The organism is Reyranella sp., assembly GCF_965227665.1.
Taxonomy (GTDB): Bacteria; Pseudomonadota; Alphaproteobacteria; order Reyranellales; family Reyranellaceae; genus Reyranella.
The window spans coordinates 824,911-847,410 of record NZ_OZ245767.1 but is presented as its reverse complement, the minus strand read 5'-3'; the positions used below and the strand labels follow the sequence as shown (position 1 = coordinate 847,410).

The window sequence follows — 22,500 nt, the reverse complement described above, 5'->3', positions numbered from 1 at the left end:
CAATCAGGAGTAGCCAATTGCTCGACGCTCAACGCTTGACGCATCTTCAGAGGCTTGAGGCCGAAAGCATCTTCATCATGCGCGAGGTGGTCGCGGAGTGCGAGAAGCCGGTGATGCTCTATTCCATCGGCAAGGACTCCTCCGTGATGCTTCATCTCGCGATGAAGGCGTTTTATCCGGCGAAGCCGCCCTTTCCGGTGCTGCACGTGGACACGACCTGGAAGTTCCGGGAGATGATCGCCTTTCGTGAGGAGATCACGAAGAAACTCGGCCTCGATCTCATCGTGCACATAAATGCCGACGGCATCCGGCAGGGGATCAACCCCTTCAGTCACGGTTCGTCGATTCACACGAACGTGATGAAGACGGAAGGTCTTCGCCAGGCACTCGACCAGCACGGTTTCGATGCGGCCCTCGGTGGGGCTCGCCGCGACGAGGAAAAGTCCCGCGCAAAGGAGCGCATCTTTTCCTTCCGGTCGCAGCATCATCGTTGGGATCCCAAGAACCAGCGTCCCGAACCCTGGAGCCTGTACAACACGCGCAAGAACAAGGGCGAAAGCATCCGGGTGTTCCCGCTGTCGAACTGGACCGAACTCGATGTGTGGCAATATATCTACCTTGAGAAGATTCCGGTGGTGCCGCTCTATTTCGCCAAGGAGCGCCCCGTGGTCGAGCGCGACGGCATGCTGATCATGGTTGATGACGACCGTCTTCCGCTCGAGCCTGGCGAGCGCCCGCAAATGAAGAGGGTGCGGTTCCGGACGCTGGGCTGTTATCCGCTCACCGGCGCGATCGAAAGCGACGCCGACAATATGCCGGCGATCCTGGAAGAGATGCTGCGGGCCCGCAATTCGGAGCGTCAAGGTCGCATGATCGACCGGGACAGTGCGGGCTCGATGGAGAAGAAGAAGCAGGAAGGCTATTTCTGATGAACGTGGACGCATCCGCCCTGGACGCTTACCTGCGTGCCCAGGAGAACAAGGATCTGCTGCGTTTCATCACCTGCGGCAGCGTCGATGACGGCAAGTCCACCCTGATCGGTCGACTGCTCTACGAAGGCAAGATGCTGTTCGACGATCAGCTCGACAGCCTGAAGTCTGAGAGCGCCCGCATCGGCACCCAGGGCGGCGAACTCGACTTCGCGTTGCTGGTCGACGGACTCTCGGCCGAGCGCGAGCAGGGCATCACGATCGACGTCGCCTATCGCTTCTTTGCGACCGACAAGCGCAAGTTCATCGTGGCCGATACGCCCGGCCACGAACAGTATACGCGCAACATGGCGACGGGCGCCTCGACGGCTGATCTCGCGATCATCCTGGCCGACGTACATCGCAGCAGCGATCTGCTCACGCAGACGCGTCGCCATTCGTACATCTGCGCGATGCTCGGCATCCGGCGTATCGTGCTGGCCGTGAACAAGATGGACCTCGTCCAGTACGATCAGGCCATCTTCGAGTCCTACGTCGCCAAGTACATGGCCTTTGCCAAGGAGCTCGGGCTGGCCCATGTCGAGGCCATCCCGATTTCGGCGCTGCGCGGCGACAATGTCGTGGCGCCGAGCAAGCATATGTCCTGGTACCGGGGCCCGGCCCTGCTGCCATACCTCGAGACAGTGGAGTTCGGACGGGAGGCCGCTGCCCGGCCGCTGCGCATGCCCGTGCAGTGGGTGAATAGGCCTAGCGCGGACTTCCGCGGCTTCGCCGGCACGATCATCAGTGGCTCCGTAAAGCCATCCGACCGGATCAAGGTCCTGCCTTCGGCTCAAGAGGCCACGATCACGCGCATCGTCACGATGGACGGCGATCTCGAAAGCGGCGTGAACGGCCAGGCCGTGACTTTGGTGCTGGATCGCGAGATCGACGTGAGCCGTGGCGATGTGATCTGCGCTGCCGAGGCTCCCGTGGCAATTGCCGACCAGTTCGTCGCGCATCTGCTTTGGATGTCGCCCGACGAACTTCTGCCCGGGCGAACCTATGTCATGAAGCTGGGCACGAGCACCGCGCAGGCGACGGTGACGGCGCTGAAGCACAAGGTCAGCATCAATACGCTCGAGCACTCCGCGGCGAAGACACTGCACCTCAACGAGATCGGGGTATGCAACCTGTCCTTGGACAAGTCGATTGCCTTCGAGCCTTATTCCGAGAGTCGCGAGGCTGGCAGCTTCATCCTGATCGACCGGATCACGAACCAGACGATTGGCATGGGGCTGATCGATTTTGCCCTCCGCCGGGCGAGCAACATTCACTGGCAGAGCCTGGAAGTGAGCCGTGCGGCGAGGTCCGCCCTCAAGAATCAGAAGGGCGCGGTCATCTGGTTCACCGGCCTTTCGGGTTCGGGCAAATCGACTATCGCGACGGCATTGGAGAAGCGCCTCTACAGCCTGGGACGGCACACATACGTCCTCGACGGGGACAACGTGCGTCACGGCCTGAACCGGGACCTGGGCTTCACGGATGCCGATCGCGTCGAAAACATCCGGCGCGTGGCGGAAGTCGCGCGGCTGATGGTCGACGCCGGACTGCTTGTCCTCGTCTCGTTCATTTCGCCCTTCCGGAGCGAGCGCGACGCTGCGCGTGGCCTCATGGGTGAGGGAGAGTTCCTCGAGGTGTTCGTGGATGCTCCCCTCGAAGTGTGCGAGGTCCGCGATCCCAAGGGCCTCTACAAGAAGGCGCGCGGGCACGAGCTCGCGAACTTCACGGGCATCAGCTCGCCGTACGAGGCTCCGGAACATCCGGATGTGCATCTGGAAACGGCCAACCTCTCGGTGGAGGCGGCGGTCGAGGAGTTGGTGCGCCTCCTCGATGCCAAGGGCCTGACCCAGGGGTAGGGAGCGAGCCGCCCCCGACGCCCTGCTGTCGCGGGCGCAAGGGGCGGCAGCACGCCCCTTGCGGCTCGATCGGGCAATTCGTCTAATCGAGCCGTTGGAGGTTCGACCGAAGCATGATCTCGCAGAGAGCCAAATACGCGCTGCGCGCGCTCGTGGCGCTGGCGCATGCCGTGGACGGTCGGACCATGATGATCTCCGAATTGTCCGCGTCGTGCTCGATTCCGAAAAAATTCCTGGAACAGATCTTGCTCGACCTCAAGCATCACGACCTGGTGCGAAGCAAGCGTGGCAAGCTCGGGGGATATCAACTCAACAAACAGCCGTCCGAGATCATGTTTGGAGAGGTGCTGCGGATCGTCGATGGGCCGATCGCGCTGCTGCCATGCCTTTCGAAGATCTCCTATCGGCGGTGCGCGGATTGCCTGGACGAAGAGAGCTGCGAGATCCGGCGTGTCTTCGCTCAGGTCGCCGAATCGAGCCGGGAGATCCTCGACAATACGAGTCTCCTGGACGCCACGAGGGGAGAAGATCCAGTCCTGGGGAAGGCGTCAGCAAAGGCCCCGACGAGGAGCCGTCCGGCGCCCTGATCCTTGGAGTCACAAGCAGTGGAAACTTTCGAACAGCGAGTTGACAATCTCTACTGGTTTGGTCGACAAATAATAGCCGCTTCTAGCCTTCCTTGGTCCAGCCACTACACTGACTTCAGGGGACACGATGATGAGCTTGCACCGTCGCACGCTACTCGCCGCAGGCACCGCACTCGGCGTCTCGACAGCCTGGCCGTCCCTCGGCCAGACACCACCTCCCGTCGTTTTGACCAACGTGTCGTACGACCCGACGCGCGAACTCTACCGCGCGATCAATGATGCCTTTGCCAGCGAGTGGCAGCGCAGCGCGGGCCAGAAGGTGACGATCCGGACGTCGCACGGAGGGTCGGGGCGGCAGGCGCGGTCGGTGATCGATGGGCTTGAGGCCGACGTGGTGACACTGGCGCTGGCCGGAGACATCGATGCCATCGCCCGCGATTCCAAGCGCATGCCGGAGAACTGGCAGGCGCGTCTCCCGAACAATTCCTGCCCCTACACCTCGACGATCGTATTCGTGGTGCGCAAGGGCAATCCCAAGGCCATCAAGGAGTGGCCGGATCTCGCCAAGCCGGGCGTGTCCGTGATCACGCCCAATCCAAAGACGTCGGGCGGCGCGCGCTGGAACTTTCTGGCGGCCTGGGCCGACGAACTCGAACGGACCAAAGGCGACCAGGCCGCCGCCCGCAAGCTCGTCGAAGGGATCTTCAGGAACGTTCCGGTCCTCGACTCCGGAGCGCGCGGTTCGACGACCACGTTCGCCCAGCGTGCGGTCGGGGACGTGCTGATCTCCTGGGAGAACGAAGCCTTCCTGGTGCTGCAGGAATTCGGCGCCGACAAGTTCGACATCGTGGTGCCGTCGCTGTCGATCCTCGCCGAGCCGCCGGTGGCCGTGGTCGACGCGGTGGTCGAAAAGCGCGGTACCCGCAAGCTGGCCGAGGCCTATCTGGAGTTTCTGTATTCGCCGGCCGGGCAGAAGCTGATCGCCAAAAACTTCTACCGGCCCTTCCGGCCGCAGGATGCGGATCCCGCCGATCTGGCGCGTTTCCCGAAGATCAAGCTGGTCACGATCGACCAGGTCTTCGGCGGCTGGAAGAAGGCCCAGGCCGAGCACTTCTCCGACGGCGGCATCTTCGATCAGATCTACAAACCGGCGGGCAAGGCCCCTCGGTGACGGTCGCTCGCGTGAGGGGCGGGAGCATTACGCTGGTCAGGCCGAGTGCCCTGCCAGGCTTCGGTCTGACGTTGGGATTTGCCACGAGCTATCTATCGCTGATCGTGCTGCTGCCCCTCGTGGTGCTGATCTGGCGCGCGAGCGGTCTCGGTGTCGAGGGAATCTGGCGCGTGGCGATCAGCCCGCGCGTGCTGGCTGCGCTCGAGGTCAGCTTCGTCACTTCGTTCCTGGCTGCCCTGCTCAATGCCGTGTTCGGTACGCTCGTCGCCTGGGTCCTGGTTCGTTACGATTTTCCCGGCCGCCGGCTGCTCGATGCCGCGGTCGATCTTCCCTTTGCTCTTCCCACGGCCGTGGCCGGTATCGCCCTGGCCGCCCTCTACGCCCCCAATGGATGGATTGGCGCATTTTTTGCGCCATGGGGCATCAAGATCGCCTTCACACCCTTGGGCATCTTCATCGCGCTCGTATTCATCGGATTGCCATTCGTTGTCCGCACAGTGCAGCCCGTCCTGCAGGATTTTGAACGTGAGATCGAGGAGGCATCGGCGACCTTGGGGGCTACCCGACTTCAGACGGTCTTCCGCGTGGTGCTGCCGGCGCTGGTGCCGGCACTGGTGACGGGCGTCGCCCTGGCCTTCGCCCGCTCGGTCGGAGAGTACGGTTCGGTGATCTTCATCGCCGGCAACATTCCATTCGTTTCGGAGATTGCGCCGCTGCTCATCGTCACCCGCCTGGAGGAGTTCGACTATGCCGGAGCCTCGGCGATCGCCGTCGTGATGCTGGCGATTTCGTTCGTCGCCCTGCTGATCATCAACTCGGTCCAGGCGCTGAGCCGGCGGAGGTACGACGGTGCGTGAAACGGCAGTCAACGAAAGCCGGCCGCTGCAGTGGCTGCTGATCGGCGTGGCGCTGGCGTTTCTGGCGCTGTTTCTCGTGCTTCCGCTGGTGGCTGTTTTCGTGGAGGCCTTGCGCAAGGGAGTCGAGCCGCTGCTCGCTTCATACGCCGACGAAGACACGATTGCCGCGATCTATCTCACGCTCGTGGTCGCGGCCATTGCCGTGCCGCTGAACCTGGTGTTCGGCGTCGCTGCCGCCTGGGCGATCGCGAAGTTCGAATTTTACGGCAAGAGCCTGCTGATCAGCCTGATCGACTTGCCATTCTCGGTCTCGCCGGTCGTGTCCGGACTGACCTTCGTCCTGCTGTTCGGCGCGCAAGGGGTCTTCGGCCCGTGGCTCGACGCGTGGGACATCAAGATCATCTTCGCGGTTCCGGGCATCGTGCTCGCCACGATCTTCGTCACCTTTCCCTTCATCGCCCGCGAGCTCATTCCGCTGATGCAGGAGCAGGGCACGGCGGAAGAAGAGGCGGCTCTCACGCTGGGTGCTTCGGGATTGCGGACGTTCATGACCGTCACGCTGCCCAATGTGAAGTGGGCCCTGCTGTACGGCGTTCTTCTCTGCAACGCGCGCGCCATGGGTGAGTTCGGCGCCGTGTCGGTCGTCTCCGGCCACATACGAGGTCTCACCAACACCATGCCGCTCCAGGTGGAAATCCTTTACAACGAGTATAATTTCGTCGGCGCCTTCGCGGTCGCGGCTCTTCTCGCCGGACTGGCGCTGGTCACCCTCGCTGCGAAGTCGATCCTGGAGTGGCGACACGCTGAAGGACTTTCCACGGTGCGGCGGCACTGACATGGCTGGCCACACGACAGAAATGGGCAAGGGCGTGCCGATTGCCATAACCGCCGAAGGGCTGGCCAAGTCGTTTCCCGGCGTCGCCGCCGTCAACGGAATCGATCTGCAGGTGAAGCCGGGCGAGCTCATGGCACTTCTCGGTCCTTCAGGATCGGGCAAGACGACCCTTCTGCGCCTGTTTGCCGGACTGGAGTCTCCGACCGCCGGGCGGATCCTCTTCGGCGAAGAGGATGCAACGCATGTCCCCGTCCGTGAGCGGCGCGTCGGCTTCATGTTCCAGCACTATGCGCTGTTCAAGCATATGAGCGTTGCCGACAACGTTGCCTACGGATTGCGCGTGCGGCCTCGTCGCCTGCGGCCGCCGGACGCCGAGATCCGCAAGCGGGTGGACAACCTGCTCGAACTCGTTCAGCTCCCGGGCCTCGGCAAGCGCTATCCCGCGCAGCTGTCGGGCGGCCAGCGGCAGCGTGTGGCGCTCGCGCGCGCGCTGGCTGTCGAGCCGCGCGTACTGCTGCTCGACGAGCCGTTCGGCGCACTCGATGCTCAGGTGCGTCGTGACCTGCGCCGCTGGCTGCGCGAGCTGCACGACCGTACCGGTCACACCACGCTGTTCGTGACGCACGACCAGGAAGAGGCGCTCGAACTGGCCGACCGGGTCGCGATCCTCAATCGCGGGCGCCTCGAACAGCTGGGCCCTCCGGACGATATCCTCGACCGTCCCGCAACCCCCTTCGTTGCAGGCTTCGTCGGCGATGCGGTTAGACTGCCGGTCACCGTCGAACAGGGCTGGATCTCTCTGGGAGGAGGGAAGGTACCGGCGCCCTTCCAGTTTCCGGCCGGTGCCGCAGAACTGTTCATCCGCCCGTCCGACCTCGCGCTGGCCCATGCGACGGGGCACGGTACCTTTTCGGGCAAGGTCGTCGGTACGCGCCGGGTCGGTTCGGCGCGAAGGGCCGAATTGTCCCTGGATGAGCAGCTCCCGTCGGTGGAGATCACGCTTCCCCTCGAACATGCCGTGGTGAGAGGGCAGGAGCTCCACGTGAGCCTGCTCACCATGCGACTGTTTCCAACCCGCTGACGGAGGAACGCCATGCCGGGATGCGCATGCAAGTGTACACGCCAGGATCGTGAGGTGGTGCATGACTGAAGACACACGGCCCACATTCGGCATCGTCGGGGGCGGCTTCAGCGGAACGATGCTGGCCGTTCACCTGATCGAGCAATCCGACGTTCCGGTGCGGATCTTCCTGTTCGATCGCGCGGCGGCGTTCGGCAGCGGCGTGGCCTACTCGACCCCGAACGACAAGCATCTGCTGAATGTCCGTGTCGGCAACATGAGCGCGTACGATTCGCAACCGGAGCATTTCATTAAATGGCTCGCGGGCTGTCCGCAGGCCGGGGACGCCAAGCCGCGCGGCCCCTTCGTTTCGAGGGGCCTGTACGGTCAGTACCTGCGCTCGACCCTGTCGGCCTGTCTGGCGGCTCATCCGGCTTCTTCGATGATCGGCGTCGATGCCGAGGTGACGAGCCTGCGTGCGGGCGGGACGTCGGTCGAGTTGGAGACAGCGGACGGCGCACGGCACACGGTCGACCGTGCCGCGCTCTGTGTCGGCAACTTCCCGCCGGCCCTCCCGGTGAAGCCGCAGACGCGCGACGGTGCGGAGGATCGCTACATCGCGAATCCGTGGAGCGGCGGCCTGTCGCGTATCCAGAAGGATGACGACGTCGTGCTGGTGGGAACGGGCCTGACGATGGTCGACGTCGTACTCGACCTCCATTCGCGGGGCCATCGTGGAACGATCACGGCAGTATCTCGCCGAGGTTTCATGCCGCTGCCTCACAAGGATGTCGGTCCCTATCAGGCCTTCCTGACGGCCGACGCGCTGCCAAAGACGATTTCGGCGCTCGTTCGCGAAGTCCGGCGCGAAGTCGAGGCGGCCGCGGCCAATGGCGTGGACTGGCGCGGCGTCCTCGATTCGATGCGGCCGCAAACCCAGGCGCTCTGGCGTGGCCTGCCCATTGCCGAGCGACGGCGCTTCCTGCGCCACGTGAGGCCCTACTGGGAAGTGCATCGCCATCGCGTGGCCCAGCCCGTTGCAGCCGAGATCGACGAACTGCAGCGCGCGGGCAAGCTCGTCGTTACGGCCGGCCGGCTGCAGGACGTGACCCTCGGCGCAGACGGCATCTCCATGACGGTCAAGACCCGCGGAAGCGAGTCGCTGCAGCGCATCGAAGGCGCCTGGCTGGTGAACTGCTCGGGTCCCCAGCTCGACTACGACCGCATTCGCGATCCGTTGATCCGCTGCCTGTTCGACACCGGCCTTGCCCGCCCGGATTCGTTGTCCCTCGGGCTCGATCTGGGAGACGACTATCGCCTGATCGACAGGGACGGGGTGGCGTCCGATGTCCTGTTCGCGCTTGGACCGCCCATACGCGGCAACCTCTGGGAGACGACGGCGGTGCCCGACATCCGCAAACAGTGCGAGGCGGTGGCCCGACATCTGACCGCCATGGCAGGTTAGGATTTGGCGCCCGAAAGGCAATGCGATGGACCGCGTGGACGAAGCCAACCCTTGGAAGGTGCTGCAGGAGGAGACCGGCTACGACTGCCGCTACTTCTCGATCCGTCATGATCGTGTGACGCTATCCGATGGCGAGCCGCGCAGCTACCACAGCGTGCGGATGAAGTATTACGGCGTCTGCATCGTGCCGGTCGACCGCGACGGCAGCGTGACCCTGATCGGCCAGTACCGCTATGTGCTGGACCGCTACTCCTGGGAGATTCCGGGAGGAGGGGCCCGGGTGGGCGACGACCCGCTCACGGTCGCGCGGGCGGAGCTGAAGGAAGAGACCGGCTGCACCGCCGAACACTGGCTCAAGATCGTGGAAGGCACCGTGTCTCCCGGGATCTCGACCGAGGCCGTGCCGGCCTTCGTCGCCTGGGGGCTCGACCGCGGCGCACCGCAGCCAGACGATACTGAATTGCTCACGCGGCGCCGTGTTCCGTTCGCCGATGCGGTCGGCATGGCCCTGACGGGTGAGATCTCGAACCTGCCGGGAATCGCCGCCCTGCTAGGCATCGACGTCCGGCGCCGGCGGGGTGACCTGCCGGACAGTCTCCTCGCTCTCCTGAAATAAGACGGCGCGTCGTTCAGGCGGCGGTCAGGCCCAACCGCTCGCCCCGGTATTCGCCGCTCATCACGCGCTCCCACCAGCCGCGATTGTCGAGGAACCAGCGCACCGTGTCGCGCAGGCCGCTCTCGAAGTCGTGGCGCGGCCGCCAGCCGAGTTCGGTCGCGATCTTCGAGGCGTCGATGGCATATCGGGCATCGTGGCCCGGCCGGTCGGTCACGAACTTGATCAGCGATTCGTGCGGGCGATGGGCGGCGTCGGGCTGCATCTCGTCGAGCAGGCGGCAGATGCCGCGCACGACCTCGATGTTCCGGCGCTCGCTGTTGCCGCCGATATTGTAGGTCTCGCCCGGCTTCCCTTTGCGCAGCACGAGGGTGAGCGCCTCGGCGTGATCCTCGACATGCAGCCAGTCGCGCACGTTGTCGCCCTTGCCGTAGACCGGCAGGCTCTCGCCGCGCAGGGCGCGGATGGTGACCAGCGGGATCAGCTTTTCCGGGAAGTGATAGGGGCCGTAATTGTTGGAGCAGTTGGTCGCCAGGGTCGGCAGCCCGTAGGTGTGATGCCAGGCGCGCACCAGATGGTCGGACGCGGCCTTGCTGGCGGAGTAGGGGGAGTTGGGGGCGTAGGGCGTGGTCTCGCTGAAGAGCCCGGTGGCGCCCAGCGAGCCGAACACCTCGTCGGTCGAGATGTGCTGGAAGCGGAACCGGCCGCGGGCGGCCTCGTCGAGCGTCCGCCAGTAGGCCAAGGCGGCCTCCAGCATCGTGAAGGTGCCGTTGACGTTGGTTTCGATGAACGGCGCGGCGCCGGTGATTGAGCGATCGACGTGGCTTTCGGCTGCGAGATGCAGGATCGCGTCGGGCCGGAACTCTGCCAGGACGGCGTCGATTCCCGCGCGATCGCAGATGTCGGTCTTGTAGTGGCGGTGCCGGTTGCTGGTCTGGGCCTCGGCCAGCGATTCGAGATTGCCCGCGTAGGTCAGCTTGTCGACGTTGGCCACAGTCCAGTCGGTGTCGCGGATGATGTGACGCACGACGGCCGAGCCGATGAACCCGGCGCCGCCGGTAACAAGAATTCTCATGGGGCCATTACGAAGCGAGCAGGACTCGCCCCTCCTTGCTTCAGGGAATGCCCGAAATCCGGGGACTTATCCCTACTTACCATATGTTTCGTTTCGATTTCTAACCCCCGCTACGGGCGGCACGGGAGCGAGCAGGACGGCCGAAAGGGGGCTAGGATGGCGCCATTCCCGAAGCTCCATCACAGGACATTGGAAGCATGAGCGACGCATCCGACTACACCCCGCCCAAGGTCTGGACCTGGAACAAGGCCAGCGGGGGCCGGTTCGCCAACATCAACCGGCCGATCGCCGGTCCCACGAGCGAAAAGGAACTGCCCGTGGGCAAGCACCCGCTGCAGCTCTATTCGCTGGGCACGCCCAACGGCCAGAAGGTCACCATCATGCTCGAGGAGCTGCTGGCGCTGGGCCACAAGGGCGCCGAATACGATGCCTGGCTGATCAAGATCGGCGAGGGCGACCAGTTCGGCAGCGGCTTCGTCGCCGCCAATCCGAACTCCAAGATTCCGGCCCTGGTGGACCGCAGCGGTCCCAACCCGGTGCGCGTGTTCGAGTCGGGCGCCATCCTGCTCTATCTCGCGGAGAAGTTCGGCGCGCTGGTGCCAACGGAGAGCGCCAAGCGCGCCGAGTGCCTGTCGTGGCTGTTCTGGCAGATGGGCAGCGCGCCCTATCTCGGGGGCGGTTTCGGCCACTTCTACGCCTATGCGCCCACCAAGATCGAATATGCCATCGACCGCTTCGCGATGGAGACCAAGCGGCAGCTCGACGTGCTCGACCGGCGTCTGGCCGAGAGCAAGTACCTGGCGGGCGACGCCTATACGATCGCCGACATCGCGGTCTGGCCCTGGTACGGCGGCCTGGCCAAGGGCTTGCTCTACGGCGCGGGCGAGTTCCTGGCCGTGCACGAGTACAAGAACGTCCAGCGCTGGGCCGATGAGATCGGCGCACGCCCGGCGGTCCGGCGCGGTCGCATCGTCAATCGCCTCCAGGGCGATCCCGCGAGCCAGCTCCACGAGCGTCACGACGCCAGCGACTTCGATCTGAAGACGCAGGACAAGGTGGCCGCCAAGGCCTGAGCGCGCGCTTCGCCGTTCATTGCGGGCGGCATCGATCTTGCGTTGGTCGGCAGGTCGACGACCAACGCAGGAGCATAGGGTGAGCAGCACGAACCGGCCCAAGGTGGCCTTCATCGGCACTGGCGGCACCATGGCCTCACTGGGCGTCCATCCGCTCGAGCTGCAGGATTACGGCGTGCATGAGAATCGCATGCACGCCAGCGAGATCGTCGCGCGGTTTCCGGTCGTCGAGGAGATCGCCGAGATCATTCCGGTCGATTTCCGCAATGTTCCGAGCCCCGAGATCTACTTCGCCGAATGGCAGGAGCTCGCCGCGCTGTGCCATCGCGTCGTGGCCGAGCATCCCGACCTGTCCGGCATCGTCATCGGCCACGGCACGGCGACGCTGGAGGAGACGGCCTGGGTTCTGAACCTCGTGCTCAAAGTCGACGTGCCCGTGGTGCTGATCGGCTCGCAGCGGCCGGCTTCCGGCCTGTCGACCGATGCCGCGATCAATCTCGTGAACGGGGTGCGCACGGCCGCCAGCCCGCAGAGCCGGGGGCGGGGCGTGCTGGTGCTGCTCAACGACGAGATCCAGGCGGCCCGCGAGGTCACCAAGACATCGAACTGGCGCATGCAGACCTTCCGCACGCCTGATTTTGGCGTCCTCGGCCATGCCGATGCCGACCGCATCGCCTACTACCGGCGCCCCGAGCGCCGGCACATGCCGGACACCGAATTCGACCTCGCGGGCCTCGACGCCCTGCCGAGGGTCGACATCGCCTATGCCTATGCGGGCTCTGACGGCAGCGCCATGCGGGCCTTCATTGCGGCGGGGGCCAAAGGGCTGGTCTCCGCGGGCTTCGCGCCGGGCATGCCCCCAGCGGCCGATTTCGCCGCGATGGAAGAGGCGGTGAAGCAGGGCATCGTCGTCGTGCAGTCCTCGCGCGCCGGATCGGGCCGCATCTTCCGCGGCCAGAAGCTCGCCAAGGCCGGAATCCTGTCGGCCGACAATCTCAATCCGCAAAAGGCACGCCTGCTGCTCGCCCTGGCTCTCACCCGGACCAGCGACCCGGTCGAGATCGCGCGGATGTTCGCCACCTACTGAGCCTGTTCATCGGAATTGGCTTGGCATGAAGTGTGTATGAGCGACAGGTCATGACACTCTTCTCCCGACGCACCTTCCTGGCTGCCAGCACCGCTGCAGGCCTGTTCGCACCGGCCGCCCGCGCGCAGGCCTATCCGTCACAAACGATCCGCCTCGTCGTGCCCTATGCGCCGGGCGGCGGGTCTGATTTCACCGGGCGCCTAGTGGCGCAGAAGCTGCAGGAGACGGCAGGCTACACGCTGATCGTCGACAACAAGGCCGGCGCCGCCGGAATGCTCGGCACTGAGATCGTCGCGCGCGCGCCCGCCGATGGCCACACGCTCCTCTATGCCGACGTGGCGCACGGCATCAATCCGGCGGTCTATTCCAAGGCACGCTACGATCCGGTGAAGAGCTTCGTGCCGATCACCCTCGTCGGCGCATCGCCGCAGGTGATGGTGGCGCATCCCTCGTTTCCGGCCAACTCGCTGAAAGAACTGCTGGCGATGCCGCGCGAGCAGCTGCAGAAGATCGCCGTCGGTACGCCGGGGCAGGGCAGCGGTCCGCATCTCACCTACGAGCTGCTGCGCGCGAAGGTCGGCTTCGACCTCGTCCATGTGCCCTACAAGGGCGGCGGACCGGCGCTCAACGATGCGATCAACGGCCAGATCCCGATGGTCATGAATGCCATGGCGCCGGTCATGCCGCACCTGCAGTCGGGCAAGCTGAAGGCGCTGGCGATCGCCACGGCCCAGCGACATCCGCGCCTGCCCGAAGTGCAGACCTATGCCGAGAGCGCACCGGGTGTCGTCGTCTACAACTGGTACGGCTTCCTGGCGCCGGCGGGGACACCGCCCGAGGTGACGAACAAGCTCGCGGCGGACATCGCCCGCGTGCTGGTCCTGCCCGACGTGAAGGAGAAGTTCGACGCCGCCTTTCTCGATCCCATGCCGCAAGGCAGCATCGAGATGGCGCGCTTCCTCGACGGTGAAGTGCGCCAGTGGAAGACCGTGGCCACAGAGACCGGGGTGTCGTTGCACTGACCACACCTGTCTCTGGCGGGAAGCTGGGCGTCTACAGGGCGCCTTCGTGTTCGAGCAGCCACTTCTTGCGCGGCAGGCCGCCGCCATAGCCGGTCAGCGTGCCGTTGCTGCCGATGACCCGGTGGCAGGGCAGGACGATGCCGATCGGATTCTGGCCATTGGCGAGCCCGGCCGCCCGCACCGCGCGCGGGCTGCCGATGCGCCGGGCGAGCTCGGCATAGCTGATCGTCGTGCCTGATTTGATGCCCCGCAGCGCCTGCCAGACGCCCCTCTGAAACGGCGTGCCGGTGGTTTCGGCCGGCAGCGTGTCGATGACGGCGATGTCGCCCTTGAAGTAGGCGCTCATCGCCTTCGTCAGTCCGCCGGGATCGCGACCGGCCGAGATCGTGTAGCGGCCGGCACCGTAGTAGCGGTCGAGCAGGCGACGCATGCGGCTCTCGTAGTCGCTCCAGTCTATGGCACGCAGCCGGCCTTCACCATCGGCGACGATCACCAGTTCGCCAACCGGCGTTGCAAGGCGATCGATCTTGAATTCCAGAGGCTCAGCCATGACTGGCCATCCGCAGATGCTGCGCCGCATACGCGTGCCAGGGTCGCCAGGCTGGCGGCGCGGTGTCGTCGCTCGGGATGTTCGTGTGGTGATCTTCCCAATCCCCCGGGGCGCGCAGGCCCGGCCGCCGTGCGATCAGCGGTGCGAGCCCAGGATCGCGTGCGAGATGGCTGTCGATGGTTGTGATGTCGGCTCCCAGGTCGAAGACGCGGCGGACGCGCGCGACGATCGCCGGCAGGGCCTTCACCGACGGGAAGCGGATGGTGACCGCCACGGCGTTGCGATCCGGCAGATGCGCGACGGAGACGCGGCCGTGCATGCCGTCGAGATCGAGGCGGCGATGCCAGATGCCAGCCTCGATCCACTCCCGGCAGGACGGTTCCCGCGCGGAAAGCGCCGCCAGCATGCCGGGCCAGTCGTAGGGTGGGCGGTAGCCGAGTCTCAGCGTGACCCCGTCGCGGGCGGAGGTGTCGGCACCGGCTCGGCGGCGCAGCATCCTCGGCGGCCGGTCGAACAGCTTCCGGAACGTCTCGTTGAAGCGCCGCACGCTGCCGAAGCCCGCCGCCAGCGCCACCTCGGCCATCGGCAGGTGGGTGTCGTGGAGCAGCTGCTTGGCGAACAGCACGCGTCGCGTCTGGGCGACCGCGATGGGCGAGGCGCCGAGATGGCGCTGGAACAGGCGGCGCAGCTGGCGGCCGCCGACACCCAGCCGCCCCGCCAACGCCTCGACCCCGGCCTCGTCCTCGTCGAGGGCGCCTTCGGCGATCAGCGCCAGCGCACGGCTCACCGTGTTGGCGCTGCCGCGCCAGGCGCCGAAGTCGGGAGCGATCTCGGGCCGGCAGCGCAGGCACGGCCGGAACCCGGCTTCCTGGGCCGCGGCGGCCGAGGCGAAGAAGCGGCAGTTCTCGAAGCGGGGAGTCCGGGCCGGACAGACCGGCCGGCAGTAGATGCCGGTCGAGGTGACACCGACGAATACCCTCCCGTCGAAACGGGCATCGTGGCTTTGGAAAGCGCGGTAGTAGGTGCTGCGGTCGAGCAATTCCATGCGTCGATCATTCCATGCGCGCGCGGACGGCGCTCGCGGTTTTCGGACCCGTTAGTCTTTGACCCGGGGGCGGGAACATGATCAGTCGCCGGCCATGACTGCGACAGCCGGTTGGTCGGCGCTCCTGAAGCGCGAATGGATTCCCCTGCTGGTGGCGCTGGTCGGCGGCGTCCTCCTGCATTCGATGAACGTGCTGATGCTGGCGACGGTGCTGCCGAGCATCGTCGAGGATGTCGGCGGCACGGCGATGATGAGCTGGCCGACCACGGCCTTCCTGGCGTCATCGATCGTGGCGGCGACCTGCACCGGTCATCTGACGTCCCGGCTTGGGGCGCGCACGGCCTTCTGCGCCGGCGCGCTGGTCTTCGGGATCGGCGCATTGATCTGCGCATTGGCACCCTCGATGGGCACCGTGGTCGCCGGGCGCTTCGTGCAGGGCTTCGGCGGCGGCGTGCTGTCGGCCATGGCCTATGTCCTGGTCGGCAACGCCTTTCCCGAGCCGATGTGGCCGAGGGTTGCGGCGCTGCTGTCCGGTGCGTGGAGCATGGCGGTGCTGGTCGGTCCCCTGGTGGGCGGCGCGTTCGCGACCTGGGGCAACTGGCGCGGCGCCTTCTATGCCGTGACCGCGCTGGCGGCGTTGCTGGCGATCGTCGCCGCACGGGCGTTGCCGCGGGCGCGGGCGGCGAAGGGCGGGCCCGTGCGGGCAATCCCCGGCGGGCGCGTCGTGCTGATCTGTCTGGCGATCGCGGTCATGTCGACGGCAAGCGTCGTTTCCCCGCCGCTCACCAAGGCGGGGCTCTTCCTCACAGCCGTCGCGTTGCTCGTCGGGATGATCCTGCTCGATCGTCGCTCGAAGGCGCCGCTCTTCCCGAGCGATGCCTTCTCGCTGAGATCCATGACCGGCGTTGCGATGTGGTTCGCGCTGCTGGTGTCGATCGCCTACAGCCCGCTGTCGATCTTCGTGCCGATCTTCCTGCAGAGCCTGCATGGTTTCGATCCGCTGGCCGCCGGCTATACGGTGGCGGGTGCATCGATGGGCTGGACCGTTTCGTCGATCGTCGTCTCCGGCTGGTCGCCACGAGCGGGAGGGCGAATGCTGGCGGCCGGTACGTTGGCGATGGCCGTGGGCCTCGCCGGTGTGGCGCCGTTGATGACGACCCAGCCGGTGGTGGTACTGCCGGTCCTGATCGGCCTGGTCGGTCTCGGCATCGGTGCGTGCTGGGGCTTCGGCGTTCAGCGGTTGATGGGCGGGGCGAAGGCGGGGGAGGGCGATCTGGCCGCTTCGGCCGTCGCGACCGTGCAGCAGACCGGCTTCGCGCTGGGGGCGGCCGCGGCCGGAATCGTGGCCACCCTGGCAGGACTTTCACGTGGGCTGACACCGGCTGGCGTGGCCAGCGCAGCCTTCTGGGTCCCGGCGGCTTTCGTTCCCATGGCCTTCGTCGCGGCGCTCGTGGGCGGACGTCTGGCGCTGCTGGCCCGCCGCGCTAGTGGTAAGAATTGGGACGCTTCCAAGGGAACATGAAATGATGCGGCTGCTCGCGGCACTGATCCTGACCTGTCTCGCGCCCTTTGCGGTCCAGGCTCAGACGGTCACCAAGGAAAAACTGACCGCCGCCCTGCCCAAGCTGCGCGAGCTGGCGCGGCAGGTCGTTGCGAAAGGCGAAGTGCCGGGTCTTTCGATCGGTATCGTCTATCGCGACGAGGTCGTTTTCCTCGAAGGCTTCGGTGTTCGCGAGGCAGGGCAAGCCGAGACGGTCGGGGCGGACACGGTCTTTCAGGTGGCCTCGGTTTCCAAGCCGCTGGCCGCCACCGTCGTGGCAGCCCTCGTCAGCGACGGCGTCGTGACGTGGGATACGCGCATTCGCGATCTCGATCCGAATTTCGCGCTCCCCGAAGCCTATCCGACGGCCCAGGTCACGATCCGAGACCTGCTCTCGCATCGCAGCGGCCTGGCGGCCAGTGCCGGCAACGACATCGAGGATCTGGGCTTCAGCCGCGAGGAGATCCTGAAGCGCATTCGCCATACGCGGCCCGGCGGCAGTTTCCGGGCAGACTACGCCTACAGCAATTTCGGATTCACCGCCGGCGCGATCGCTGCCACCCGCCCGACGGGCAAGGGCTGGGAGGAGTTGGCGGAAGAGAAGGTCTTTCGGCCACTCGGCATGCAATCGACCAGCTCGCGGGCGAAGGATTTCGTTCTTCAGCCCAATCGTTCGTCGCTTCACGTGCGGATCGACGGCAAGTGGACGCCGCTGGTCAAGCGCAATGCCGACGCGCAGTCTCCCGCGGGCGGCGTGAGTTCGAGCGCCAAGGACATGGTGCAGTGGCTACGGCTCGAGCTCGGCAATGGCCGATATGCCGGCCGACCGCTGATCAAGGAGGCCGCGCTCGAACAGACGCGCCTGCCGAACATCATCCGCAGCGTCGATCCGAAGACCGGCGTTGTCGGCTTCTACGGCATGGGCTGGAACGTCGACTTCCGCGACCGCGGCGTCGAGTGGAGCCATGCCGGTGCCTTCAGTGCCGGCGCCCGTACGCTGGTGCATCTGCTGCCGGCGGAGAAGATCGGCATCGTGATCCTGAGCAATGCGTTCCCGACCGGCGTTCCGGAAGGGCTTGCCGCGACATTCTTCGACGAGGTGGTCACCGGAAGGCCCTCGCGCGACTGGATCGCGCACTGGAACGAGATCTACGAGGCGCAGTTCGGCGCCGTTGCCCGGAAGACCGCGATGGCGCCCTATGCATCGCCACCGGCTTCGCCGGCGCCACCGATGCCGCTCGACGCCTATGCCGGTTACTATCACAACGACTATGTCGGCGATCTCCGTGTCATCGAGGCCGGCGGCGCGCTCTCGCTGGCGCTTGGACCGGCGGGCAAGCGCTTTCCCTTGAGGCATTTCAATCGCGACCTCTTCCTCTATGCGCCCTTCGCGGAAAGTCCCGGCTGGATGGTCGCCGTGACCTTTCTGATCGGTCCCGACGGAAGGGCGTCCCAGGTCACTCTGGAGAATCTCGACGAGGACGGCATGGGCACCTTGAAAAGATCGAAGAGTCGCTAAGCTCAGACAGACTGAACTGGGTGCGCTCACCGTCAATTGCTTTGACCGTCGAGAGGGCGCGACGTTGAATGGCGACGGGGAGCGGGGTGGTCACATGACAGTGGTGAAGATCAACACGAATACCGATCGCACGTTCGAGCGCATGAACACGGCGATCGACGACATGACGTTGCTCGAAAGCTTCGTCGCGCCCCGGTCGACGGTCGCCGAGCGCCTGCAGGCGGGCAAGTCGGTACGGGCGCGGGTGCCGCGCACCTCGCACGCCACCTTCGAGAGGGCGGCGAATCGGGCGGATCCGGTCGCCATCCTCGAGGCGCAGAACGCGAGCCGGGTCCAGAAGCTGGTGCCGGTGCGCTTCGCGCGGATGCTGGCCTCGCCCTTCGCCTTTCTGCGCGGCTCGGCGGCGGTGATGGCGGCAGACCTCTCGACCACACCCGTCACCGGGATGGCCGTCGGGGCCTGCGGCGACATGCATGTCTCGAACTTCGGCGTGTTCGCTTCGGCGGAGCGGAATCTGATCTTCGCCATCAACGACTTCGACGAGGTCCATCCCGGCCCGTGGGAATGGGACCTGAAGCGCCTCGCCGCCAGCGCGGCCGTCGCCGTTCGTTTCATGGGCGGCGACCGCGTGGCGTCGGAGGGGGCAGCGCGGTCCATCGTGCGGTCCTATCGCAAGCGCATGCGCCGTTACGCCGAGATGGGCTTCCTGCAGGTCTGGTACGATCGGATCGACGAGCGCGCCGTCCTCGACACGCTGTCGCCTCGGGCGCGGCGCGGCGCCGAGCGGCTGATGGACAAGGCCCGGACCAAGAGCCATGTCGCCGTTCTGGAGAAGCTGACCGAGGAGGTCGGCGGCGAGCATCGCATCATCGAGGAAGTGCCGCTGATCGTGCGCGAGACGGAGACGGCGGCGGGTACGCCTACCAATGTCGCGCTCGACAACATGTTGCAGGCCTATATCCAGTCGCTCCCGATCGACCGGCGCGTGCTGTTGTCACGCTATCGCATCGTCGACTCGGCGCGAAAGGTCGTAGGCGTCGGCAGCGTGGGCACGGGCTGCTGGGTCATCCTGCTGCAGGGCATCGATTCGGACGATCCGCTGTTCCTGCAGGTGAAGCAGGCGCAGACATCGGTCATCGCGCCTTATGTCGACCAGAAGCTCAGGTTCGAGAATCAGGGAAGGCGCGTCGTCGTCGGCCAGCGCCTCGCGCAAGGATCGCCCGACATCTTTCTCGGCTGGGGAGAGGTCGACGGAAAGGATTTCTACGTTCGCCAGCTCGCCGACATGAAGGGCAGCCTGAAGTTCAACGAGAGCGACACGAGTACCCTCGATGGATTCGTCGAATATTGCGGCCTGTGCGGCTGGGCGCTCGCGCTCGCCCATGCGAAGTCGGGCGACCCCGCGATGATCGCCGGCTATTGCGGCAACAGCGACACGCTCGACGAAGCGATCGGCAAGTTCGCCATGGCCTATTCCAAGCAGACGGACGAAGACTACGACGAGCTCGACAAGGCGCGCCGCACGGGGCGCATCAAGGTCGCGGCCCCGGAGATGGTGAAGTAGTCGCTTCGACCCGGGCCGAAGCGACGGCATGGGGCGAAGGCCTAGAACGCTCTCCCATCAACTGCACGGGAGAAACCACATGGTCGATCTTCATTCCCTGAAAGACGGGCTCATCGTCACGGCGTTCTGGGAGGCCAGGCCGTCCGACGCCGATGCCGTCGCGGCAATCGTCCGCGAGTACCTGCCACTGGCCCAGCGCGAGCCCTGGGTCCATGCCTTCCAGATCCACCGCTCGATCGCGGAACCCGAGAAGTTCTTCTTCTACGAGGTGTTCCATGACGAGGCGGGCTTCGCCTCCCACCAGGAGACGCCGCACTTCAAGGCGCTGATCGTGGGACAGGCGTTGCCGAAGCTCACGAAACGCGAGCGCACGCAGCACCGGTTCGTTCAGGCGGAGACTGCCTGAGGAAACGAAAAGGTCCCTCGCTTCGCTCGGGATGTCATCGCGGGCGGGGTAACCCCCGCCCTGGAGCGGGCGAGGGACCTTTAGTCCTTCTTTAGGCCGCCGCCGCGTCCTTCCAGGGGGCGACCTCGAGCCAGGTGCTCTGGTAGGTCGCGCCTTCGCCCATGTCGGTGTAGCGGTCCGAGCAGAGCATGTTGATCGTGCCCGACACGGCCTCGCCCACGGGGCGCTGGCCCGGCACCAGCAGGACGCCCGGCTGGACCTCGTCGGCAACTTTGAGGACCAGGCCGATCTCGCCGCGGTCGTTGAACACGCGCACCGGGGCGCCGTCCGCGAGACCGCGCTTGGCGGCGTCGTCGGGATGCAGGATGCAGAACGGCTTGCCCTCGCGTTGGCGCAGGAAGCCGACGCCGGAGAAGGCCGTGTGGGCCTGGAAGTAGCCCGGCGCGGTCAGCAGGCGCAGCGGCCAGCGGGCCGCTTCCTCGGCCTCGATGGGATCGGCTTCCCAATCGGGCATCGGCGGCAGGCCCTGCTTGGCCAACTGCTCTGAGTAGAATTCGAGCTTGCCCGACGGAGTCTTGAAGGGCTGGCCGTCCCAGTCGTGCTTGATGTTGAGCGGCACGCCCGCGAACAGCTCGTTGCGGTCGACCTTCGAGGCCGGGCCGGTCGAGCCCTTGAAGAACTCCTCGGCGGCTTCGCGCGGCGACAGGCTGAAGATCGCGTCGGTGATCCCCATGCGCTGCGCCAGCGCCTGCGCGACATGGAAGTTGGAGCGCGCCTCGCCCGCCGGCTCGACCGCCTTCTGGCCCCACTGCATCCAGTAGGCGCCATAGGCCCGGTAGAGATCGTCGGTCTCGAGATAGTTCGCGGCCGGCAGGACGATGTCGGCATAGCGCGCGGTGTCGGTCATGAACGGGTCGTGCACGACGGTGAACAGGTCCTCGCGCATCAGGCCCTTCTGCACCTTGCGCACTTCGGGGCAGGTCACGACCGGATTGTTGGCGGCCACGAACAGGGCGCGGATCGGCGGATCCTGCATGTTGAGGAGCTCTTCGCCGAGACGCAGATGGTTCACCATGCGCGCCGTCGCCGGCCCGGAAGGCTTGCGGACGGCGGCATAGTTGAGATCGCACGAGGCAGCCGTCAGCAGCAGCGCGCCGCCGCCCTTGACGCCGTAGTGACCGGCGACGCCCGGCAGCAGCGCCACGGTGCGCAGCGCCTGGCCGCCATGGGTGAGGCGGGTCATGCCTTCGCCGAGGCGGATCAGCGCGGCCTTGGCCTTGCCGTACAGTGCCGCGAACTTCTCGATGTCGGCGACGGCGAGGCCGGTGATCTCGGCGGTTCGCGCCGGCGTGAACTTCGGCAGTACCTCGCGCTCGACCTTGTCGAAGCCCAGCGTGTGGGCGGCGATGTAGTCGCGGTTGGCGAGCCCGTCGCGTACCAGGATGTGCATGACGCCGAGCGCCAGGGCGGCGTCGGTGCCGATTCGGATGGGGAGGTAGAGGTCGGCCGCCTTGGCGCTGCGCGTGCGGCGCGGGTCGATCACGACGATCGGCATGCCGGTCTTCTTGCGCTGGCTCTCGGCCAGGGCCCAGAAATGCACGTTGGTGGCGGCCAGGTCGGCGCCCCACGAGATCACCAGGTCGGAATGCACGACCGATTCGGGATCGGCGCCGCCCACCGGGCCCACCGTCATTTCCCAGGCGGTCTCGCAGCACGTGTCGCAGACCGTGCCGGCCTGCAGGCGCGACGTGCCGAGCGCGTGGAACAGGCCGTTCACCAGGCCGCGGTTCATCAGGCCCTGATGGGCGGAGTAGGCGTAGCCCAGGATGGCGAGCGGGCCGCTCTCGGCAATGATCGACTTCCAGCGCTGCGAGATCTCGTCGAGCGCCTCGTCCCAGGTGATGGGCTCGAACTGGCCCGAGCCCTTGGGCCCGGTGCGGCGCAGCGGCGTGGCGAGGCGCTCGGGCGAGTTCACCAGGTCGCTGTCGCGGTTGACCTTGCCGCAGGCGAAACCGGCCGTGTACGGCTGGTCGGGGTCACCCTGGATGCGCACGACCTTACCGTTGTCGACATGTGCAATGAGAGAGCACATGTCGGGACAATCGTGGGCACAAACAACTCTGACAGATTTCACTACGCCGCCTCCCGAAGGGTATCGCGGCCGTAATGTAGCAGAAGCGCCGAAAGAAGAAGCGGGCTTACTT

20 protein-coding genes are annotated in these 22,500 nt (G+C 66.0%); 16 read left to right on the top strand and 4 right to left on the bottom strand.

The features are described from left to right. The first annotated feature begins 17 nt into the window (after positions 1-17). The 9 genes from cysD (at position 18) to ACO07I_RS04090 (ending at position 9,418) form a co-directional block, all read left to right on the top strand. Positions 18-929: a sulfate adenylyltransferase subunit CysD gene (gene cysD / locus ACO07I_RS04130; protein WP_422018159.1), complete on the top strand. Its 912-nt coding sequence runs from the start codon at positions 18-20 to the stop codon at positions 927-929. Further along, positions 929-2,827 carry a sulfate adenylyltransferase subunit CysN gene (cysN, locus tag ACO07I_RS04125; protein ID WP_422014596.1) on the top strand — a complete coding sequence of 633 codons (1,899 nt, stop codon included), beginning with the start codon at positions 929-931 and terminating at the stop codon, positions 2,825-2,827. The genes cysD and cysN overlap by 1 nt, the downstream gene beginning before the upstream one ends. Positions 2,828-2,940: 113 nt before the next feature. Next, the gene (locus ACO07I_RS04120; RefSeq protein WP_422014594.1) at positions 2,941-3,414 is read left to right on the top strand and encodes an RrF2 family transcriptional regulator; all 474 of its coding nucleotides are present in this window, start codon (positions 2,941-2,943) and stop codon (positions 3,412-3,414) included. A gap of 130 nt (positions 3,415-3,544) precedes the next feature. Further along, complete coding sequence (locus ACO07I_RS04115; RefSeq protein WP_422018157.1) at positions 3,545-4,585, top strand: sulfate ABC transporter substrate-binding protein; 1,041 nt, start codon at positions 3,545-3,547, stop codon at positions 4,583-4,585. Beyond that, on the top strand, positions 4,582-5,442 hold the full coding sequence (gene cysT, locus ACO07I_RS04110; RefSeq protein WP_422014592.1) for a sulfate ABC transporter permease subunit CysT: 861 nt from the start codon (positions 4,582-4,584) through the stop codon (positions 5,440-5,442). Before ACO07I_RS04115 ends, cysT begins: the two co-directional genes overlap by 4 nt. After that, positions 5,435-6,277, top strand: coding sequence for a sulfate ABC transporter permease subunit CysW (gene cysW / locus ACO07I_RS04105; RefSeq protein ID WP_422014590.1), 843 nt, complete (start codon positions 5,435-5,437; stop codon positions 6,275-6,277). The genes cysT and cysW overlap by 8 nt, the downstream gene beginning before the upstream one ends. A gap of 22 nt (positions 6,278-6,299) precedes the next feature. Beyond that, positions 6,300-7,358: a sulfate/molybdate ABC transporter ATP-binding protein gene (locus ACO07I_RS04100; protein ID WP_422014588.1), complete on the top strand. Its 1,059-nt coding sequence runs from the start codon at positions 6,300-6,302 to the stop codon at positions 7,356-7,358. Between the two features lie 61 nt (positions 7,359-7,419). Further along, the gene (locus ACO07I_RS04095; RefSeq protein WP_422014586.1) at positions 7,420-8,802 is read left to right on the top strand and encodes an FAD/NAD(P)-binding protein; all 1,383 of its coding nucleotides are present in this window, start codon (positions 7,420-7,422) and stop codon (positions 8,800-8,802) included. A 34-nt stretch (positions 8,803-8,836) separates the two neighbouring features. Then, positions 8,837-9,418 (top strand): NUDIX domain-containing protein, encoded by a 582-nt coding sequence (locus tag ACO07I_RS04090; protein ID WP_422014584.1) that lies wholly within the window; start codon positions 8,837-8,839, stop codon positions 9,416-9,418. Between the two features lie 13 nt (positions 9,419-9,431). Here ACO07I_RS04090 and rfbB read toward each other — a convergent pair whose 3' ends face one another. Continuing rightward, positions 9,432-10,490 carry a dTDP-glucose 4,6-dehydratase gene (gene rfbB, locus ACO07I_RS04085; RefSeq protein WP_422014582.1) on the bottom strand — a complete coding sequence of 353 codons (1,059 nt, stop codon included), beginning with the start codon at positions 10,488-10,490 and terminating at the stop codon, positions 9,432-9,434. Positions 10,491-10,687: 197 nt separating this feature from the next. Between rfbB and yghU the strand changes: the two genes are divergently transcribed. The 3 genes from yghU (at position 10,688) to ACO07I_RS04070 (ending at position 13,672) form a co-directional block, all read left to right on the top strand. Next, positions 10,688-11,563 (top strand): glutathione-dependent disulfide-bond oxidoreductase, encoded by an 876-nt coding sequence (gene yghU, locus ACO07I_RS04080; protein WP_422014580.1) that lies wholly within the window; start codon positions 10,688-10,690, stop codon positions 11,561-11,563. 79 nt (positions 11,564-11,642) lie between these two features. Further along, positions 11,643-12,650 carry an asparaginase gene (locus ACO07I_RS04075; RefSeq protein ID WP_422014578.1) on the top strand — a complete coding sequence of 336 codons (1,008 nt, stop codon included), beginning with the start codon at positions 11,643-11,645 and terminating at the stop codon, positions 12,648-12,650. A 50-nt stretch (positions 12,651-12,700) separates the two neighbouring features. Beyond that, positions 12,701-13,672 carry a Bug family tripartite tricarboxylate transporter substrate binding protein gene (locus ACO07I_RS04070; protein ID WP_422014576.1) on the top strand — a complete coding sequence of 324 codons (972 nt, stop codon included), beginning with the start codon at positions 12,701-12,703 and terminating at the stop codon, positions 13,670-13,672. 31 nt (positions 13,673-13,703) lie between these two features. Here the strand turns inward: ACO07I_RS04070 and ogt are convergent, their stop codons facing one another. Further along, positions 13,704-14,222: a methylated-DNA--[protein]-cysteine S-methyltransferase gene (gene ogt, locus ACO07I_RS04065; RefSeq protein WP_422014574.1), complete on the bottom strand. Its 519-nt coding sequence runs from the start codon at positions 14,220-14,222 to the stop codon at positions 13,704-13,706. After that, positions 14,215-15,267, bottom strand: a complete 1,053-nt coding sequence (locus tag ACO07I_RS04060; RefSeq protein ID WP_422014572.1) for a bifunctional transcriptional activator/DNA repair enzyme AdaA — start codon at positions 15,265-15,267, stop codon at positions 14,215-14,217. Before ACO07I_RS04060 ends, ogt begins: the two co-directional genes overlap by 8 nt. 94 nt (positions 15,268-15,361) lie before the next feature. Here ACO07I_RS04060 and ACO07I_RS04055 point away from each other — a divergent pair, with 94 nt between their 5' ends. From ACO07I_RS04055 to ACO07I_RS04040, 4 genes are all read left to right on the top strand, one after another. Continuing rightward, entirely contained in the window at positions 15,362-16,789 is a 1,428-nt protein-coding gene (locus ACO07I_RS04055; RefSeq protein WP_422014570.1) for an MFS transporter, read from the top strand. Position 16,790: 1 nt separating this feature from the next. Beyond that, positions 16,791-18,326 (top strand): serine hydrolase, encoded by a 1,536-nt coding sequence (locus ACO07I_RS04050; protein ID WP_422014568.1) that lies wholly within the window; start codon positions 16,791-16,793, stop codon positions 18,324-18,326. 94 nt (positions 18,327-18,420) lie between these two features. Beyond that, positions 18,421-19,890, top strand: a complete 1,470-nt coding sequence (locus ACO07I_RS04045) for a DUF2252 domain-containing protein (protein ID WP_422014566.1) — start codon at positions 18,421-18,423, stop codon at positions 19,888-19,890. Between the two features lie 79 nt (positions 19,891-19,969). After that, on the top strand, positions 19,970-20,296 hold the full coding sequence (locus tag ACO07I_RS04040; protein WP_422014564.1) for a putative quinol monooxygenase: 327 nt from the start codon (positions 19,970-19,972) through the stop codon (positions 20,294-20,296). A gap of 91 nt (positions 20,297-20,387) precedes the next feature. Here the strand turns inward: ACO07I_RS04040 and ACO07I_RS04035 are convergent, their stop codons facing one another. After that, positions 20,388-22,430 (bottom strand): molybdopterin-containing oxidoreductase family protein, encoded by a 2,043-nt coding sequence (locus ACO07I_RS04035; RefSeq protein WP_422014562.1) that lies wholly within the window; start codon positions 22,428-22,430, stop codon positions 20,388-20,390. Positions 22,431-22,500 lie beyond the last annotated feature (70 nt).